This window comes from Lacisediminihabitans sp., assembly GCF_036404185.1.
Lineage (GTDB): Bacteria > Actinomycetota > Actinomycetes > Actinomycetales > Microbacteriaceae > Lacisediminihabitans.
Window position 1 is genome coordinate 30,817 of sequence record NZ_DASWPB010000076.1, and the last position, 17,892, is coordinate 48,708.

Annotated in this window: 12 protein-coding genes; 7 read left to right on the forward strand and 5 right to left on the reverse strand. The window is 68.6% G+C overall.

The window, feature by feature from the left end; translation table 11 throughout:
• The first annotated feature begins 8 nt into the window (after window positions 1-8).
• The 4 genes from VGC18_RS04465 to VGC18_RS04480 all read left to right on the forward strand — a co-directional run bounded on the left by VGC18_RS04465 (window position 9) and on the right by VGC18_RS04480 (window position 7,897).
• Complete coding sequence (locus tag VGC18_RS04465; RefSeq protein WP_331094640.1) at window positions 9-2,969, forward strand: bifunctional [glutamine synthetase] adenylyltransferase/[glutamine synthetase]-adenylyl-L-tyrosine phosphorylase; 2,961 nt, start codon at window positions 9-11, stop codon at window positions 2,967-2,969.
• A 508-nt stretch (window positions 2,970-3,477) separates the two neighbouring features.
• Window positions 3,478-4,998, forward strand: coding sequence for a glycosyltransferase family 2 protein (locus tag VGC18_RS04470; protein ID WP_331094641.1), 1,521 nt, complete (start codon window positions 3,478-3,480; stop codon window positions 4,996-4,998).
• Window positions 4,985-6,409 carry a glycosyl hydrolase gene (locus VGC18_RS04475; RefSeq protein ID WP_331094643.1) on the forward strand — a complete coding sequence of 475 codons (1,425 nt, stop codon included), beginning with the start codon at window positions 4,985-4,987 and terminating at the stop codon, window positions 6,407-6,409. Before VGC18_RS04470 ends, VGC18_RS04475 begins: the two co-directional genes overlap by 14 nt.
• Window positions 6,410-6,466: 57 nt before the next feature.
• The gene (locus tag VGC18_RS04480; RefSeq protein ID WP_331094645.1) at window positions 6,467-7,897 is read left to right on the forward strand and encodes a UDP-glucose/GDP-mannose dehydrogenase family protein; all 1,431 of its coding nucleotides are present in this window, start codon (window positions 6,467-6,469) and stop codon (window positions 7,895-7,897) included.
• Window positions 7,898-7,976: 79 nt separating this feature from the next.
• Here VGC18_RS04480 and glnA read toward each other — a convergent pair whose 3' ends face one another.
• Complete coding sequence (gene glnA / locus VGC18_RS04485) at window positions 7,977-9,401, reverse strand: type I glutamate--ammonia ligase (RefSeq protein WP_331094647.1); 1,425 nt, start codon at window positions 9,399-9,401, stop codon at window positions 7,977-7,979.
• Between the two features lie 136 nt (window positions 9,402-9,537).
• Here glnA and VGC18_RS04490 point away from each other — a divergent pair, with 136 nt between their 5' ends.
• Complete coding sequence (locus tag VGC18_RS04490) at window positions 9,538-10,008, forward strand: RDD family protein (RefSeq protein WP_331094649.1); 471 nt, start codon at window positions 9,538-9,540, stop codon at window positions 10,006-10,008.
• A gap of 65 nt (window positions 10,009-10,073) precedes the next feature.
• Here the strand turns inward: VGC18_RS04490 and VGC18_RS04495 are convergent, their stop codons facing one another.
• Window positions 10,074-10,787 (reverse strand): DUF4191 domain-containing protein, encoded by a 714-nt coding sequence (locus VGC18_RS04495; RefSeq protein WP_331094651.1) that lies wholly within the window; start codon window positions 10,785-10,787, stop codon window positions 10,074-10,076.
• A 147-nt stretch (window positions 10,788-10,934) separates the two neighbouring features.
• On the opposite strand from VGC18_RS04495, the gene VGC18_RS04500 reads away from it, so the two are divergent.
• Window positions 10,935-12,449 (forward strand): hypothetical protein, encoded by a 1,515-nt coding sequence (locus VGC18_RS04500; protein WP_331094653.1) that lies wholly within the window; start codon window positions 10,935-10,937, stop codon window positions 12,447-12,449.
• 2 nt (window positions 12,450-12,451) lie between these two features.
• Here the strand turns inward: VGC18_RS04500 and sucB are convergent, their stop codons facing one another.
• The 3 genes from sucB to VGC18_RS04515 form a co-directional block, all read right to left on the reverse strand.
• Window positions 12,452-13,972 (reverse strand): 2-oxoglutarate dehydrogenase, E2 component, dihydrolipoamide succinyltransferase, encoded by a 1,521-nt coding sequence (sucB, locus tag VGC18_RS04505; protein ID WP_331094655.1) that lies wholly within the window; start codon window positions 13,970-13,972, stop codon window positions 12,452-12,454.
• Window positions 13,973-14,029: 57 nt separating this feature from the next.
• On the reverse strand, window positions 14,030-15,403 hold the full coding sequence (gene lpdA / locus VGC18_RS04510; RefSeq protein ID WP_331094657.1) for a dihydrolipoyl dehydrogenase: 1,374 nt from the start codon (window positions 15,401-15,403) through the stop codon (window positions 14,030-14,032).
• A gap of 126 nt (window positions 15,404-15,529) precedes the next feature.
• Window positions 15,530-17,035: a leucyl aminopeptidase gene (locus tag VGC18_RS04515; protein WP_331094659.1), complete on the reverse strand. Its 1,506-nt coding sequence runs from the start codon at window positions 17,033-17,035 to the stop codon at window positions 15,530-15,532.
• A gap of 125 nt (window positions 17,036-17,160) precedes the next feature.
• On the opposite strand from VGC18_RS04515, the gene VGC18_RS04520 reads away from it, so the two are divergent.
• Window positions 17,161-17,892 (forward strand): PAC2 family protein (locus tag VGC18_RS04520; protein ID WP_331094661.1); only part of this gene is annotated, 732 nt, incomplete at its 3' end.

Below are 17,892 nucleotides of genomic sequence, written 5' to 3' on the forward strand. Positions count from 1 at the left end.
GCTGTGCGATGACGCGGGACGTTCTGACTCTCACCGGCCTCGCCCGGCTCGGCTTCGCCGAGCTGGACAGGACGACCGAGCTCCTGTCGGAGGCCGGGCGGGTCGTGGACGTCGAGACGATCCTGCCGCTCTTCGCCGTCGCCGCGGATCCCGACCAGGCGCTTCTGATGCTCGTCTCGCTGGTGCGCCAGTCACCGGGGGAGACGGCCGTCCTGCTCGGCGACCAGGACGCCGCGCGGCGGCTCATCGGCATCCTGGGCGTCTCGAGCGGCCTCGCCGAGTTCCTCCAGCGGCATCCGGAGGAGCTCTCCGTGCTCGCGGAGCCGATGGTCCGCCCGTCGACGGCGGACGAGTACCGGGCGGACCTCCTCGCCTCCGTCGGGGACACGGGGAAGGGCGGCGAGGAGGTCGCCTGGAACGCGCTCCGCGTGGGGTACCGTCGCCAACTCACCCGGCTGGCCGCCTACGACATCGGGCAGGCCGATCCGCTCCGCGGTCTCGACACCGTCGCTGCCGCCCTCGCCGATCTCGCCGCAGCCGCCCTCGACGCCGCCCTGCTGGTCGCCCGCCGATTCGCCGCCTTTCCCGCCGAAGAGGTGGCCGCCACGCGACTCGCGATCATCGGAATGGGCAAGGCGGGAGCCAGGGAGCTGAACTACGTGAGCGACGTCGACGTCATCTTCGTCGCGGGCGGTGCCGACGGACTGCCGGATGCCCGCGCGGTGGAGATCGCGACACGGCTGGCCATGTCGACGATGCGCGGCATCCACGATTTCGCCACGGAGCCCCCGCTCTGGGAGGTCGACGCGAACCTGCGGCCGGAGGGCAAGGACGGCGCTCTTGTGCGCACCCTCGACTCCCACCTCGCCTACTACGAGCGCTGGGCGAAGAGCTGGGAGTTCCAGGCCCTGCTCAAGGCGCGGCCGCTAGCGGGGGACCTCGAGCTCGGTGAACGGTACGTGCGCAGTGTCGCTCCCTTGGTCTGGAGCAGCGCCTCCAGACAGAACTTCGTCGAGGGTGTGCAGCGCATGCGCGAGCGGGTGACCGAGCACATCCCGAGGGACGAGGTCGACCGCCAGCTGAAGCTCGGGCCGGGCGGCCTGCGCGACGTGGAGTTCACCATCCAGCTGCTGCAGCTCGTGCACGGTCAGACCGACGACCGGGTGCGCCAGCGGGCGACCCTGCCCGCCCTCGCCGCGCTCGCCGAGCAGGGGTACATCGGCAGGGTGGAGGCGGCGGAGTTCTCCCGCGACTACCGGTTCCTGCGCCTGCTCGAGCACCGGCTGCAGCTCGCACGGCTGCGGCGCACCCATCTCATGCCGCGCGATCCCGACGCCGTGCGGGTGCTGGCCAGGGCGAGCGGTCTCGCCACCGGCGCCGACGATCTGATCGAGCAGTGGACCCGCGTCAAGCTCGAGGTGCGCGGGCTGCACGAGCGGCTGTTCTATCGCCCCCTGCTGTCGGCCGTCGCCGCCCTGCCGGACGACGGGCTGACGCTCAGCAGCGACCAGGCCATCGCCCGGCTGTCCGCGATCGGCTTCCGCGACCCGCGGGGGGCCCTCGCCCACATCGCCGCCCTGACGGCGGGCGTGTCCCGCCGCGCCGCCATCCAGAGGCATCTCCTGCCGGTGATGCTGCAGTGGTTCGCCGACGGTGCCGACCCCGACTACGGGCTGCTCGCCTTCCGCCGGCTGAGCGACGACCTGGGGGAGTCCTACTGGTTCCTCCGGATGCTCCGCGACTCCTCGGGAGCGGCGAAGCGGCTGACCAACGTGCTCTCGGGATCCCGATTCGTCGGTGTGCTGCTCGAGCGGATCCCCGAGGCCGCCGCCTGGGTTGATCACGAGGAGGAGTTGCGTCCGAGGGCCGCCTCCACCCTGCTCGAGGAGGCGACCGCCACGCTCGCCCGTCACGAGGACATCGCCGCGGCGACCCTCGCCATGCGAAGCGCTCGTCGCCGCGAGGTGCTGCGGCTGGCGATCGCGGCCATCCTCGGGCTCATCGACATCGAGGAGCTGGGACCCGCCCTGTCGGACATCACGACCGCGCTCCTGACCGGGGTGCTCAGGGCCGTCCGGCGGCCGGACGACGGCATCGAGTTCGCGATCATCGCCATGGGCCGCTACGGCGGCCGGGAGCTCGGTTTCGGCTCCGACGCGGACGTGATGTACGTCTACCGGGCGACCACCGCGAGCGGTGCAGAGGCCCAGGCGACGGCGGAGGCCATCGTCGCCGACCTGCTGCGCTACACCGAGGATCTGCGGCTGCCGCTCGATCTCGACATCGACCTTCGCCCGGAGGGCAAGAACGGCGCGGTGGTGCGCTCGCTCGACTCCTATCGTGCCTACTACGCACGCTGGTCGCTCACCTGGGAGGCCCAGGCCCTCCTGCGCGCCCGGGCGGCCGTGGGTGATCCCGGTCTCCTGGCCGACTTCGAAGCACTGGCCGACGAGGTGCGGTTCCCCGTCTCGATCGCCGAGAAGGATGTCCGCGAGGTGAAGCGGATCAAGGCCAGGGTGGAGTCGGAGCGGCTTCCCCAGGCGGCGGATCCCGCCAGGCACCTCAAGCTCGGCCGTGGCTCGCTCAGCGACGTCGAATGGTTCGTCCAGCTGATCCAGCTGCAGCACGGCGCCCGGATCCCCGCGCTGCGCACCACCTCGACCCTGAGGGCGCTCGATGCCGCGACGGCGAATGGCTTCGTCTCCGCTCCCGAGGCCGCGAAGCTGCGTGATGCCTGGATCTTCGCGTCCAGGGCCCGCTCGGCGATGACCCTGTGGACCGCCCGAACGGCCGACGTGCTGCCGACCGACCGTCAGCAGCTGGAGGGTGTCGCGCGCCTGCTCGAGTATCCGCCCGGCTCGGCGAGCCGTCTCGAGGAGGACTACCTGAGGGTCACCCGCCTGGCCAGGGCGGTCTTCGAGAGGCGCTTCTACGGTCTTGCCCTCGGCGCGGAGACGATCACCGGCTGAGGTCGCGGGAGCGTCCCGCGACGGGCCGCCGGATGGCCCGAAGGTTACGGCCGTGTAAACATTCGGACTCGCCGTTCGTCTGATTTCGGCCGTTTTTGGGTCGTCCGATGACCCCCGTTCGGGTGGGATTTTCTTGCGCCGCGACAGCTGAGTGTCCCTCGAACGGGGGTGGTGCCTCGTGCATCTTTTGACACCTCCCCGACTCCGCAACTGTTCGCTGACCGGCTCTTTTCCTGGTGCTCATTCGTTCGGCACTCCCTCGATCGTGCGGGGTCGTCGCGGGCGACCATGTCCGCCATTTGGGGGTCACGAATCGTGTCGGCAGAAGGGGGGACACCGCCGCGAGAATCTCGACTGAGCAAACATCGAGTCCCGCCGTCACGGTCGTGTTGCCGATTTCCCGGCCGGTTGCGCGCCGCATCCCGCCGTGCCAATAATCGAGCAACCCGAAGCAGAGACCAGTTCCCCAACGGCGCGGAAGCAGCACGATCGCACAATCGAGGGATCCTTGTTCATCTTCATTCTGCAACTTCGGCATGTGGTCGAAGGCCATCTCGAGATCTACACATTCGCCATCTACTCCGCCCTGATCTGGCTGCTGTGGCTGCTCAAGCTCGTGATGTCGCGCCGGTATCGGCCGTACACCGGCACCTTCACCGGGACGACGAGCGTCGTCGTCCCCGTGGTCGACGAACCGCTCGACCTGTTCAGGGACGTGCTCGGTCGCATGGTGGAACAGCGGCCGGGGGAGATCATCGTGGTCATCAACGGCGCGGTCAATGAGCCGCTCCAGGAGGTCTGCGAGGAGTTCGCGCCGCTGGTGCGCTGGGTGCACACCCCGATCCCGGGCAAGAGGAACGCGGTCAAGATCGGCACGGAGATGTCCGTCGGCGAGATCACGGTGCTGGTGGACTCGGACACCGTCTGGACGGAGAACACGCTCTCCGAGCTGGTGAGGCCGTTCGCGGACGAGAGCGTGGGCGGCGTGACCACGCGTCAGCGCATCCTGGAGCCGGAGCGCAGCTGGATCACACGGTGGGCAGACTGGCTCGAGAACTCCAGGGCCCTCTACTCGATGCCGGCGCAGAGCGTGCTCGGTCAGGTCGGCTGCCTCCCCGGTCGCACCATCGCGTTCCGCAGGTCGATCCTCATGCGGGTCATGGAGAAGTTCATGACCGAGCGGTTCATGGGGGTCTTCCTCGAGGTCAGCGACGATCGGACGCTCACCAACCTCACCCTGAAGGAGGGCTACCGCACGGTCTACCAGTTCACCTCGCTGGTCTACACGGACGCGCCCCTGCAGATCAAGAAGCTGTTCAAGCAGCAGCTGCGCTGGGCACGGGGCAGCCAGTACAACACGCTGCGGATGCTGCCCTGGATGCTCGGGCACGCGCCCGTGCTCGCGATCTTCTTCGTCATGGACATCGTGCTGCCCTTCCTGCTCGCCGGCGTGGTCGGCGGCTGGATCTACCGGGCCTTCACCGGACAGGGGTACAACTTCTACGACGCGATCCTCAAGGAGTACGGCGTCCAGAGCGGGGTCGCCCTGGTCCTCGGCCTCATGGTGGTGTCCTCGGTGCTGAGCATGGCCATCCGTCAGATCCGCCATCTCTCCGAGAAGCCCACGGACTTCTTCCGCCTGCCCGTGTTCATCATCGTCTCGACCGCGTTCCTGATGCCGGTCCGACTGATCGGGTTCTTCCGGATGGGCCACGCCAGCGGATGGGGGACCAGGGCGGGAGCGTACGGCGGGGGCGCGTCGAACGACGATCTTCTGGACGAGCTCGGCGGACACCCGCTCGTGGACGCGGGCGACGCGGCGGACGGCGCACTCCTCGTCCATCCGCCCATGGCTTCCCGTGCCCACACCTCGGCGGTGCTCGAGGCCTCCCCGCGTCGCGCCGCTCAGACCCGCATCGCGGCGCCTCTGGCGCCCAGACGGCGTCGGCTCAACCCCAAGGCGGCCTGGCCCTATGTGATCGGGCTCACCATCTTCGGTCTGGAGGCGTATTTCATTGTCAGCTACTAGCCGCACCAGAGCCTGGTGGGCGCTCACGAGCACCCGTTCCCGGCTGACCGCCCTCGGGGCCACGCTGATCGTCGCCGCGCTGGCCGCGACGAGCGTCATCGTCTGGAACTCGCCCCAGAATCCCGTCGCGACGGTGGTGAAGGCGGTCTCGCAGGTCTCCGGGAAGTCCACCGCCCAGGACAAGATCATTCGGGAGCGCAACGCCCTGCTCAGCCAGGTGGTGGCGCTGCAGAAGCAACTGGACGGACGCAAGGCGGACCTGTCCACCACGAAGGCCCAGCTCGCCGCGATCCAGCAGCAGCTCTGGACGGCGCAGGGGCAGCTGGATGCGTCCCAGAAGTCGACGGCGACCCCATCGACGGCGAAGACCGCGACCAAGAAGCCGACGACGGCCGTCGCGATCGTCTCCGCGCCGACCAAGGCGGAGATCGTCAGCCCGTCGTCACCGTACTTCGGCCTGTTCACCGAGCAGGCGCCCTTCAACTTCGCGACCTACGACGCGACGGCGGCGAAGATCGGGAGCAAACCGAATGCGGTGGGCTACTTCGGCGGGTGGGACCAGAACTACAACGGGTCCGCCGTCACCGCGGCCTGGAAGCGGGGTGCGCTGCCCATCCTCACCTGGGAGTCGCGCCCGATCGACGCGGGAAACGGAGAGGTGGATGCCTCCGACTACACGCTTCCCCAGATCATCGGGGACCCGGCGGCCGGTGTCCCCGGCAGGTACGACGCCTATCTGCATCAGTACGCGAAGGACATCGTCGCGACCGGGCTGCCCCTGGGCATCCGGCTCGATCACGAGATGAACGGGATCTGGTACCCCTGGTCGGAGACGGACGGGAGCGGCAATTCGATCAACGGCAATCGGGTCGGCGACTACGTGAAGATGTGGCAGCACGTTCACGACATCTTCCAGGAGGAGGGGGCGAACGACCTGGTGGCCTGGATCTGGGCGCCGAACATCGTGAACAACCTCCCGGCCACACACAAGACGAGCGCCTACCTCGACGGCCTCTATCCCGGCGACCAGTACGTGGACATCGTGGGGCTGTCCGGCTACCTGCGCCCGCCGTACAAGGCGGACAACACGTTCAGCTTCGACTACACCTTCGGGACGAGCCTCGCACAACTGCGACGGATCACCGCCAAACCGATCCTGCTCGCGGAGATCGGAGCCTCGGAGACCGGCGGTCACAAACCGGCCTGGATCTCCAGCGTTCTGACCGCCCTGACCCGGCCGGAGAACAGCGACATCATCGGCTTCTCCTGGTTCAACCTGGCCGTGACCACCTACACGGAGGGGGAGCTCGCCACCAACGACTGGCGCATCGAGTCGCGGCCGGACAGCCTCGCGGCGTTCGTGGCGGGGCTGACCATGCCCGGCAGCCGATTCCGGCTCATCCCCGACTGAGCCGGTCGCGATCGTCCACTGCAGCATCAGCCATCCATCGCATCATCAGGAGGACACATGAAGAAGAGCGAACAACTCCCCGAGGTCGGCACCGGCGAGCGTCCGCCCGCTCCGCCGCGCATCAGCGTGGTCGGCACCGGCTATCTGGGGGCGACGCACGCGGCCGCCATGGCGGAGATGGGCTTCGAGGTCATCGGCGTCGACACTGATCCGGCGAAGGCCAGGGCGCTCAGCGAGGGGCAGGTGCCGTTCTTCGAGCCCGGCCTGCCGGAGCTCATTCGCATGCACGTCGGGAGCGGGCGGCTGCGCTTCACGACGGACGTCGCCGAGACCACCGCATTCTCCGACGTGCACTTCATCTGCGTCGGCACGCCCCAGCAGCGCGGGAGCAATGCGGCGAACCTCGATTACGTCGAGGAGGCGACGAGGCAGGTGGCACGCAACCTGACGCATGACGGACTGATCGTGGGCAAGTCGACGGTGCCGGTGGGAACGGGCGCGCGGCTGCGGGAGCTGGTCGCCGACAGCGCCCCCCTGGGGATCGACGTCGAGCTCGTCTGGAACCCGGAGTTCCTCCGCGAGGGCAAGGCCGTCGCGGACACGCTCACGCCGGATCGGATCGTCTTCGGCGGCACCGGTCCACGCTCGGAGTCGCTGCTGCGCGAGGTCTACGCCGGCCCGATCTCGACCGGGACCCCGGTGATCGTCTGCGACCTCCCCACCGCGGAGCTCGTCAAGGTCAGCGCGAACGCGTTCCTCGCCACCAAGATCTCGTTCATCAACGCGATCGCGGAGGTCTGCGAGGCCGCGGGGGCGGACGTCACGGTGCTCGCGGATGCCCTCGGGCACGACGTGCGGATCGGCCGGCAGTTCCTGAATGCCGGCCTGGGATTCGGCGGAGGCTGTCTTCCGAAGGACATCCGGGCCCTCATCCACCGGTCGAGCGAGCTCGGTGCGAACAAGGCCGCCTCGCTGCTGCAGCAGGTGGACGAGATCAACATGTCCCAGCGTCAGCGGGTGATCGATCTGGCCATCGACGCCTGCGGGGGCTCCGTGCTGAACCGGCGGATCGGGGTGCTGGGAGCGGCGTTCAAACCGCTCACCGACGACGTGCGCGACTCCCCGGCGCTGAACGTCGCGGCGGCCCTGCACCTTCGTGGCGCGCAGGTGGTCGTGTACGACCCGGAGGCCAAGGACACCGCGAGGCGGATGTTCCCGACTCTCGTCTACGCCGACTCCCTCCGCGAGGCGGTGGCCGGCTCCGATGTCCTCCTGGTGCTCACGGAATGGAAGGAGTTCGCGTCGACCGATCCGGTCGAGATGCGCGACCTCGTGGCCTCTCCGGTCATCATCGACGCGCGCAACTGCATCGATGCCACCGCCTGGAGGGATGCCGGCTGGACGTTCACCGGCCTCGGCACCTCCCCGGCGACACCGGCTCCGATCGCCCCGCGGGCGGCTACACGGCCCGTCCTGGTCGGGGCCTGAGGCCTCGTTCGGAGGGGACACAGACGAGAAGGCCGTTTCCCGAGGGGAAACGGCCTTCTCGTCTGTCGCAGGCGGGGGATCAGACGCCGAAGTACAGCTCGTACTCGAACGGGGTCGGACGCTGTGCCGCCGGGATGATCTCCGACGAGCGCTTGTACGAGATCCAGGTCTGGATCAGGTCAGGCGTGAAGACGTTGCCGGCGGTGAGGAACTCGTTGTCGGCCTCCAGGGCGAGCAGAGCCTCCTCGAGGGAGCCGGGAACCTGGGGGATGTTCTTCGCTTCCTCGGGCGGCAGCTCGTAGAGGTCCTTGTCGACCGGCTCGTGCGGCTCGATGCGGTTCTTGATCCCGTCGAGACCGGCCATGAGCTGCGCGGCGAAGGCGAGATACGGGTTGCCGGAGGCATCCGGAGCACGGAACTCGATGCGCTTGGCCTTCGGGTTCGTTCCGGTGATGGGGATGCGGATCGAGGCGGAGCGGTTGCCGGCGGAGTAGACCAGGTTGACCGGGGCCTCGAAGCCGGGGACCAGCCGACGGTAGGAGTTGAGCGTCGGGTTGGTGAAGGCCAGCACGGCGGGGGCGTGCTTGAGCAGGCCGCCGATGTACCACCGGGCGATGTCGCTCAGCCCGCCGTATCCCTTCTCGTCATAGAAGAGGGGAGAGCCGTCGCTCCAGAGCGACTGGTGGGTGTGCATGCCAGAACCGTTGTCGCCGAAGAGCGGCTTGGGCATGAAGGTCGCGACCTTGCCCCACTCGAGGGCGGTGTTCTTGACGATGTACTTGAACTTGAGGATGTCGTCCGCCGCGTGCACCATCGTGTCGAAACGGTAGTTGATCTCGGCCTGTCCGCCGGAGCCGACCTCGTGGTGCGCCCGCTCGAGCACGAGGCCCGCGGCGATGAGCTTGAGGCTGATGTCGTCGCGCAGGTCGCCCTGCTTGTCGACGGGGCTGACCGGGAAGTAGCCGCCCTTGTACGGGGTCTTGTTGGCGAGGTTGCCGCCCTCTTCGACACGGCCGGAGTTCCAGGCGCCCTCTTCGGAGTCCACGAAGTAGGAGCTGGTGTTCTGGCGGACCTCGTAGCGCACGTCGTCGAAGATGTAGAACTCCGCCTCGGGGGCGAAGAAGGCGGTGTCGGCGATGCCGGTGGACGCGAGGTACTTCTCCGCCTTCTTGGCGATCTGGCGCGGGTCGCGGCCGTAGATCTCGCCGTTGCGGGGGTTGTAGATGTCGAAGACCATGATCAGCGTCTTCTCGGCGCGGAAGGGATCCACGTATGCGGTGGTGACATCGGGGATCAGCTGCATGTCCGACTCGTGAATCGACGCGAAACCGCGGATAGACGACCCGTCGAAGAGCTGCCCGACCGAGAAGAATTCTTCATCGACGGTTGAGGCAGGGATGTTGAAGTGCTGTTGTACACCGGGAAGATCGGTGAAACGAATATCAAGGAATTTGACGTCTTCATCCTTGATGAACTTGAGCACCTCTGAAGAATCACTGAACATGTGACGGACTCCAATGAGCTTGGTACTGGTACGGCGGCAAGCGCAGCCAGTGGCAGGCTAGACGCACGGAGTTTCGCGACGGTGTCGCTATTGTTTCCGGCATGTTACGCGCCGATGCCGGCCATAGGATTGGTGGATGCCCAGCCCTCGATCGCCCGAGCCGGGGGCAGCTCGCCCCGCCGCCGACGGCATCCGCCGTGCCTCCTCCACGGGTGCCTCGCCGGCGGACGGCTGGCCAGGGCGCCGCCTCGGCCTGCCGGAGAACGGCAGCCGGTCGGTCGGCCGTTTAGGGCGTCGTCTCGCGGCCATCGCCGTCGACTGGGCCCTCGCGGTGCTGCTCTCGGTCGCCTTCTTCCGGTACGACGGGCTCGCGACCCTCCTGATCTTCGCCGTGCTTCAGGTCGTCTTCCTTGCGCTCGCGAGCGGAAGCGTCGGTCACCTCGTGGTCGGTCTGCGCGTCGTTCCCCTTCGACCGGGGTGGATCGGGCTCTGGCGTCCCGTCGTCCGGACGGTGTTGCTGTGTCTGGCCATCCCCGCCCTGATCTGGGACCGAGACCAGCGCGGCCTGCACGACAAGGTGGCCGGGACGGTGCTCGTCAGGCGCTGAGCCGACTTCCCGGCGGATTCACGCGCGTCGGTTCAGCGTCGACATCGCATCGCTGCAGGGCCGGGTCAGCGGGGGCGGGGCGCTCTCGCGTTCATGGGGTCGATGCCCTTCGGGATCGGCAGCTGATTCTTGCCGAGCGAGCTGAGCCTGTTGCTCACCGCGTAGACCTCTGCCTTGTTGAGGGATCGCTTGAACCTGGCCATCCTGCCAGCGAGTTTGTGCAGAGGCACGGAATCCTCATCCGGCCCGACCTGGAGGAAGTTGACCGCCACATTGGGAAGGATGCGGTTGACCCTGCGGCGCTCCTCGTCGAGCATCTTCTGGGTGCGTGACCTCGGGCCCTCCCCGATGAGGACCACTCCACCGTTGCCGACGGCGCGGTAGATGGCGTCCTGCGTCTTGGGGCTCACGGCGACGGGCATCTCGCTCGCCGTCCAGCCGCGGCGCAGCGAGCTCTTCAGAACGGCGCCGACCGCGCCCGGCTGGCCCTCGATCTGCGCATACGCGGCCTTCTCGGCACGGCGGCCGAGCACGATCAGGAACAGCAGCACGCCGCCGAGCACGCCCGCGACGATCCAGAGCGCGAACCCGAGCGCCGTCCCGCCGGAGAGGAGGTAGCCGACGACGATGCCGACGAGGATCGGGGCGAAGAATGCGAGGGCCATCCACCAGATCGCCGTCGAATCCTGCCGACGGGTCATCTGGAAGACCTGGTACATCTGCTTCAGGCGGCCTGGCTCTTTTGCGGGCTTGGCGGCCGAGTTCTGGGTGCGTGCCATGTCTCAAGGATACGGCCTGGGGAGGACCGGCAGCACACCGTCCGGGTCGCCGCCGTCTCCTCCTCGACACGCTCGTTCCCGTGTCCGTTGTCCCCGAAAGCGGGGCGAAGGAGGCGAGTCTGGGCCGCTGGCCCGCACAGTGGGGGGATGGAGACGATCGGCGGCTATCGGCTGGTGCGGGAGCTCGGCGAGGGGGTGCGAGCGCGGGTCTGGCTCGGGCATTCCGGCTCGGCCGAGTCGCCCGGTCTGTCGCGCACCGCGGCGGTCAAGGTCTTCCGTTCCGAGACCTCGCTCGGCAGCATCGACGACGAGATCGAGGCCCTGGCGCGGGTGTCCTCGGAGCATGTGCTTGAACTGGTCGATCTCGCCACCGGCCACGATGGTAGGCCGGCGCTCATCCTGCCGAGATTGCAGCCGGCGGGGCTCGGGCGCCTCGTCGCTCTGCGCCCGTCGCTGCGGGCGGGGGAGGCGGTCACCGCCCTCGCTCCCATCGTCGGCGCCGTCGGGGAGTTGCATCGGGTCGGGGTGGTGCACGGGCGCATCCAGCTGCCCTCCGTGTTGCTGGGGCCGGGTGGCCGTCCGGTCCTCGCGGGCTTCGGGCGGGCCGGCGTCGTGGGAGATCTTCCGGCCGACGATCGAGCGGCGAGCCTCACTCCGGCCAGGGCGGCCGAGAACGAGAGACTGCTCGGTGACCTCCGCGATCTGGTCCACATGACCGGCGCGCTGCTCGAGCACGTTCCCCGGGAGCCAGCCGTCGTGGTTCTGCTCGACTGGCTCGAGGTGGTGGACCCAGGGGCCGCTCCGTATGGGTTCATCGACGAGCTCGTGGAGCGGTTGTTCGATCTGGCTCCGGCGCTGCCGCTGCCGGTCGGGCCGTTGCCCGTCGATTCCGACGAGGACGTCGCCGTAGGCGGATTTCGAGGGTCGGCGACCCGTCAACGCCTGATTCCCCTCCGGGAACCCGTTCCCGCTCCGCCCGACGTGCTGCGGAGGCCGCGGAGGCCACGCGGTTCACCGGGCTGGGCGGAGCGTCTGGCCGGCCACCTCGCCAGGTCGGATCCGCGTTCCGCCATCGGTGGTCGGGTCCGGCGAGCCGTCGGGTCGGTGCGCCGACCCGTGTGGATCGCCGGTGGTGCAGGAGTCGTCGCGCTCGTCGTCGGCTTCGGGATCATCCCCTCGGCACGGAATGAGCCCCCGATTTCGGTTCCCGCGCCGTCCTCCTCCGTCCGCGGGAGCGCGGCTCCGGCCGCGGCGGCGGAGCCCGCGGTCCGTTCCGACGATCCGGTCGCGGCGGCCACGGCGCTTCTCGCGATCAGGGCCGGCTGCATCGCGGCGCTGTCGGTTCCGTGCCTCGAGAGGGCGGACCAGAAGGGCTCGGCGAGCATGGACGCCGACAGCGCCGCGATCGGACGGGCCAGGTCCGGAGCTCCCCGGGGCGGACAGGCGCTTGACGGCCTGGAACCGCGACTGGTTCAGCGTCTCGGCGACTCCGCAATCCTCGAGCTCACGCCCGTCGGAGGCGCTTCGGTCGAAGGGGGACCTGCCGGCGGACCGCCAGAGAGCGGGGCCGAGGCGGAAACCGACGCATCACGCGGTCCGGCCTCGCTCCTCGTGGTGAGGGGCGAGGCCGGATGGCGGATCAGAGACGTGATTCTCGGCTGAACTCAGATGCCCAGGTTGGCCTCGAAGTTGCCCTCCTCGAGCCGGTTCTTCACCGCGACGAGGAATCGGGCCGCGTCCGCACCGTCGACGATGCGGTGATCGTACGAGAGAGCCAGGTAGACCATGGAACGGATGGCGATGGCGTCGCTGCCGTTGCTGGAGACCACAACCGGCTTCTTGGCGACGATTCCGGTGCCCAAGATCGCCGACTGCGGAAGGAACACGATCGGCGTGTCGAAGAGCGCACCACGCGAGCCCGTGTTGGTCAGCGTGAAGGTTCCGCCCGCCAGCTCGTCCGGCTTCAGCTTGTTGTCCCTGGTGCGGGCGGCGAGGTCGGCGATTTGGGCGGCGAGGCCCGCGATGTCGAGCGAGCTGGCGTCCCGAACGACGGGTGTCAGCAGCCCACGCTCGGTGTCGACCGCGATGGAGATGTTCTCGTGTGCGGGATAGACGATGGTGTCACCGTCGATCGTCGCGTTGATGATCGGGTAGGTCTTGAGCGCCTCGGCGGCGGCCAGGGCGAAGAAGGGCAGGAAGGAGAGCTTCTGGCCGGTCTTGGTCTGGAACTCGCCCTTGAAGCGGTCGCGAAGCTTCGCGACCGCCGTCACATCGACCTCGATGACCGACGTGAGCTGCGCCGAGGTCTGCATGGAGATAACGGCGCGCTCGGCGACGACCTTGCGCAGCCGCGACATCGGGACGGTCGTCCCACGCAGAGGCGAGGTCTCGACGGCGGCGGGAGCCGCGGTCGGTGCACCCTGCGCCGGCGCTTCCGCCGCACTCAGGACATCCTGTTTGCGGATGCGTCCACCGACTCCCGAACCGGAGAGGGTGGTCAGGTCGATACCCTTTTCGTGAGCGAGTTTGCGCACGAGGGGAGTGACGTAACCGGCGCTGGACACATCCGAAGGGGCGGCAGCGGGTGCGGCGGGAGTCGGTGCCGCCGGGGCGGGAGCCGCCGCTGGCGCGGGTACGGCCGCCGGGGCGGGAGCGGCCGCCGGGGCGGGAGCGGCAGCAGCGGGAGCGGGGGTCGGCGCGGGAGCGACCGCTGCAGGAGCCGGTGCGAAGGCGGGGGCCGGTGCGAAGGACGGCGTCGATGGCGCGACCTCCGCGGCGACGGCCGGGGCTGGCTCGACAGGGGCAGGGGCCGGGGCGGACGGTGCCGCCGGCGTCTGCTCCTCCGGAGCGGGCGCGTCGACGGAGGGAACCTCGGCGACGGGCTCCTCGGCAGCGGGCGCCGAGGCGGTCTCGGCGGCTGGGGCATCCGTGGGCTGACCGGCGCCCGAGCCGTCACCGATGGTGACGAGCGGGGTTCCGACCTCGACGGTCTCGTCCTCCGCCACGAGAATCGCCTCGACGACGCCGGCGATGGGCGACGGTATCTCGGTGTCGACCTTGTCGGTCGATACCTCGAGCAGCGGCTCGTCGACCTCGACGTGGTCACCCACGTTCTTCAACCAGCGGGTCACCGTGCCCTCTGTGACACTCTCGCCGAGTGCTGGGAGGTTGACGGATTCGCTCATCAGTGATGCTCCTTTAGACCAGTTCTGTATTTCTAGCTTAGTTCGGTGGTATGAAACTCACATGGCGTGCAGAGGCTTCCCCGCAAGCGCGAGGAAGGCCTCGCCGAGTGCCTCGTCCTGGGTCGGGTGAGCGTGGATGAGTGGCGCGATGTCCTCGGGGTAGGCCTCCCAGTTTACGGCCAGCTGAGCCTCGCCGATCAGCTCGCCGACGCGCGCGCCGATCATGTGCACCCCGACGACCGGGCCGTCGTTCACCCGGACGACCTTGACGGAGCCCGAGGTGCCGATGATGTGGCTCTTGCCGTTGCCCGCGAGGTTGTAGTCGTAGCTCGTGACCTTGTCGGCGCCGTACTTGGCCTGGGCCTTCGCCTCGGAGAGGCCGACGGAGGCGACCTCCGGGTCGGAGTAGGTGACCTTGGGGATGTTGGCGTCGTCGATCACGATGGGGTTGAGCCCCGCGATCTCCTCGGCGACGAAGATGCCCTGCTGGAATCCACGGTGGGCGAGCTGCAGGCCTGGCACGATGTCGCCGACGGCGTACACCCCTGGCACATTGGTGGCGAGGCGTTCGTTGGTGAGGACGAAACCGCGGTCCATGGTGATGCCGACCTCCTCGTATCCGAGGTTCGCGGTGGCCGGCCCGCGGCCGACGGCGACGAGCAGAAGCTCCGCCTCGAAGACCTGTCCGTCCTCCAGCGTGACGACAACGCCCTCGTCGTTCTGCGTGACGCTCTGGAAACGCACGCCGAGGCTGAAGTTGATCCCGCGCTTGCGGAAGGCACGCTCGAACTGCTTGCTGATCGCCTCGTCCTCGTTGGGAACGAGATGGGGCAGCGCCTCGATGATCTGCACGTCGGCGCCCCAGGACTTCCAGACGCTCGAGAACTCGACGCCGATCACTCCGCCGCCGAGGACGGCGACCTTCTTCGGCACGAAGTCGAGCTCGAGCGCCTGCTCGGAGGTGATCACCCGTCCGCCGATCTCGAGGCCGGGAAGCGACCTCGAATAGGAACCGGTCGCGAGGATGACGTTCTTCCCGATGAGGGTGGTGTCTCCCACCTGGACGGCGGTGGGGGAGACGAGACGTCCCTCTCCCTCGACGACCGTGATGCCGCGGGCCTTGATGAGCCCCTGCAGGCCCCGGTACTTGCTCGAGACGATGCCCTCGCGGTAGCTCGTGACGGCGGCGATGTCGATGCCGCCGAACGAGGCCGAGACACCGTACTTCGCGGAATCACGGGTCACGTCGGCGACCTCCGCGGAGTGCAGGAGCGCCTTGGTCGGAATGCAGCCGACATGGAGGCAGGTTCCCCCCAGCTTGCCCTTCTCGACGAGGGCCACGGAGAACCCCAGTTGGCTCGCGCGCAGTGCCGCGGCGTACCCGCCGCTTCCTGCTCCGAGGACGACGATGTCAAAGTTCTGCTCAGACAACCTAGCGGCTCCCTTGAAATAAGGATCGATGCGTGGCACCGCCGACGAAACGTAGCGGCAGGCCAGAATGATCGAATGGTGCTCTTCGCGATGCGGCCCGTTTTTATGCGGACCACAACGACCTTACTACGCGAGGGATACCTGTTCGGCCAGCGCTATCAGGGTTCTGACGAGCACGCCGGTGGCGCCCTTGCCGGTGAAACCGTATCCGCCGCCTGAGTTGCTCGCCGGCCCGGCGATGTCCAGGTGCGCCCACGGGATGCGACCGAGTCCGGGGTTTCGCTGAGAGCCGACAAACTCCCGCAGGAAAACGCCGGCGAGCAGCATTCCGGCGGCCGTGTTGCCGATCTTGGCGTTGGCGATGTCCGCGACATCCGAGTTCAGGAGCGCGCGCAGTTCCCCGGGAAGCGGCATGGGCCAGAGCAGTTCGCCGACCCGCTCGGCGGCGTCGACGACCTGGGCCACGAAGGCCTCATCGCCCATGGCGCCGGAATACCTGTCGCCGAGGGCGACCCGCTGGGCGCCGGTGAGCGTGGCGATGTCGACGATGGCATCGGGGAAGTCCTCGCTCGCCGCTGCCAGTCCGTCCGCCATGACGACCCTGCCCTCCGCATCCGTGTTGAGCACCTCCACGGTCTTGCCGCCGCGGATGCGCACCACGTCGTTCGGCCTGATCGCCGAGCCGCTCGGCATGTTCTCGGCGATGCACAGCCATCCGGTCAAGCGCACGTCGAGCCCGAGTCGCGCGGCGGCGATCACGACGGCCGCGACGGTCGCCGCTCCGGCCATGTCCTCCTTCATCCCGACCATGCTCGCCGGCTGCTTGAGGGACAGTCCGCCGCTGTCGAAGGTGATGCCCTTGCCGACGAGGGCGAGATGCCTCGTCGCCGAGGCGGGGGAGTAGTCGATCCTGACCAGGCGAGGTCCGCGGGTCGAGCCCGCGCCCATCCCGAGGATGCCGCCGAAGCCGCCGGAGCGGAGGGCCTCCTCGTCGAGGATCTCCAGGTCGACGGGCAGGTCGGAGGCCAGCTCCGCGATCGCGGCGGCGAAGGTCTCCGGGTAGAGATCCGACGGCGGCGCGTTCACGAGGTCCCTGACGCTGTGAACGGCGGTGGCGATGGTGGATGCCCGGGCGATCAGCTGGTCGTCGGTGTGCTGGTCGGTCTCGACGGAGGAGACGACGACGACGGTGCTCGCCGGGAGCTTGGTGGCCTCGAGCGAGGCCGAGCGGTAGACGGTGTAAACGTAGGCGCCCAGCGCCGCGCCCTCGAGGATGGCCGCCAGGTCCTCCTCCGTCGCCGCGGGCAGGGCCATGGCCACGACGCTGAGACCGCCGAGGCCACGGGCGGCCGTTCCCGCCGCGTAGCGCAGGGAATCCGCCGTGGCCTCCGCCACGCCGAGCCCGACGAGCGCGATGCCTCCCGCGGCGACACCGTCGCCAGGCAGGCGCAGCAGTTCGTCCCTGGCACCGGTGGCACCGATCGCGGCGAGACCCGCGCGGATGCCGTCGAAGGCGGGGTCGTCGCTCAGCAGCCGCGGGCCGAGATCCGTTGTGCCGACCCCCAGCACGAGGACGTCGGCGGACACGGATTGGGGGAGGTCTGCGCTGATGCGCAGGGCGGGGACTGTCATGCCGCCATCGTATCGGCCGCGGTTTCCCGCTCGTCGCGCGGGCGGCACTGGCTGTTCGCTCACGGCATGAAGCGAAAGCGCCGTCATCCGGGAGTGGTCGCGAACGCCGCAGTTAGAGTAAAACCATGCGCGATCCAGAAGGCCTCTACGAGTTGAACCCGGACGTCTCCGACGTTCCGGAAGGACTCCCCCTCGTCGCGGGACTGACCGGTTTCGCCGACGCCGGATCGGCCGTGAGCCAGTTGAGCGAGTACTTCGTCGATGCCCCAGGCACCGAGCTCATCGCCACCTTCGACGCCGACGAGCTCCTCGACTACCGGGCGCGCCGGCCCCTGATCACCTTCGATCAGGACCACCTGAGCGACTACCGGCCATCCCGTCTCGCGCTGTACCTGTCGACCGACGAGGTCGGCCAGCAGTTCCTGCTGTTGACCGGCTTCGAGCCGGACTTCCAGTGGGACCGCTTCACGACCGCGGTGCTGCAGCTCATCTCGAGGTTCCGCGTCAAGACCACCACCTGGGTCCACGCCATCCCGATGCCCATTCCGCACACCAGGCCGCTCGGCGTCACCGTGAGCGGCAACCGCGTGGAGCTCATCGACTCGATGTCGATCTGGAAGCCGACCACCCAGGCCCCCGCGAACGCCCTGCATCTCGTCGAGTACCGGCTCCAGGAGCTCGACCACCCGGTCGTCGGCTTTGTGCTGCTGGTGCCGCACTACCTCGCGGACACCGAATATCCGGATGCCGCCGTCAAGGGCCTCGAGGTCATCGGCGCGGCGACGGGCCTCATCTTCCCCACCGATCGGCTTCGCGATGAGGGACGCGACTTCCTCACGAAGATCGACGCGCAGGTT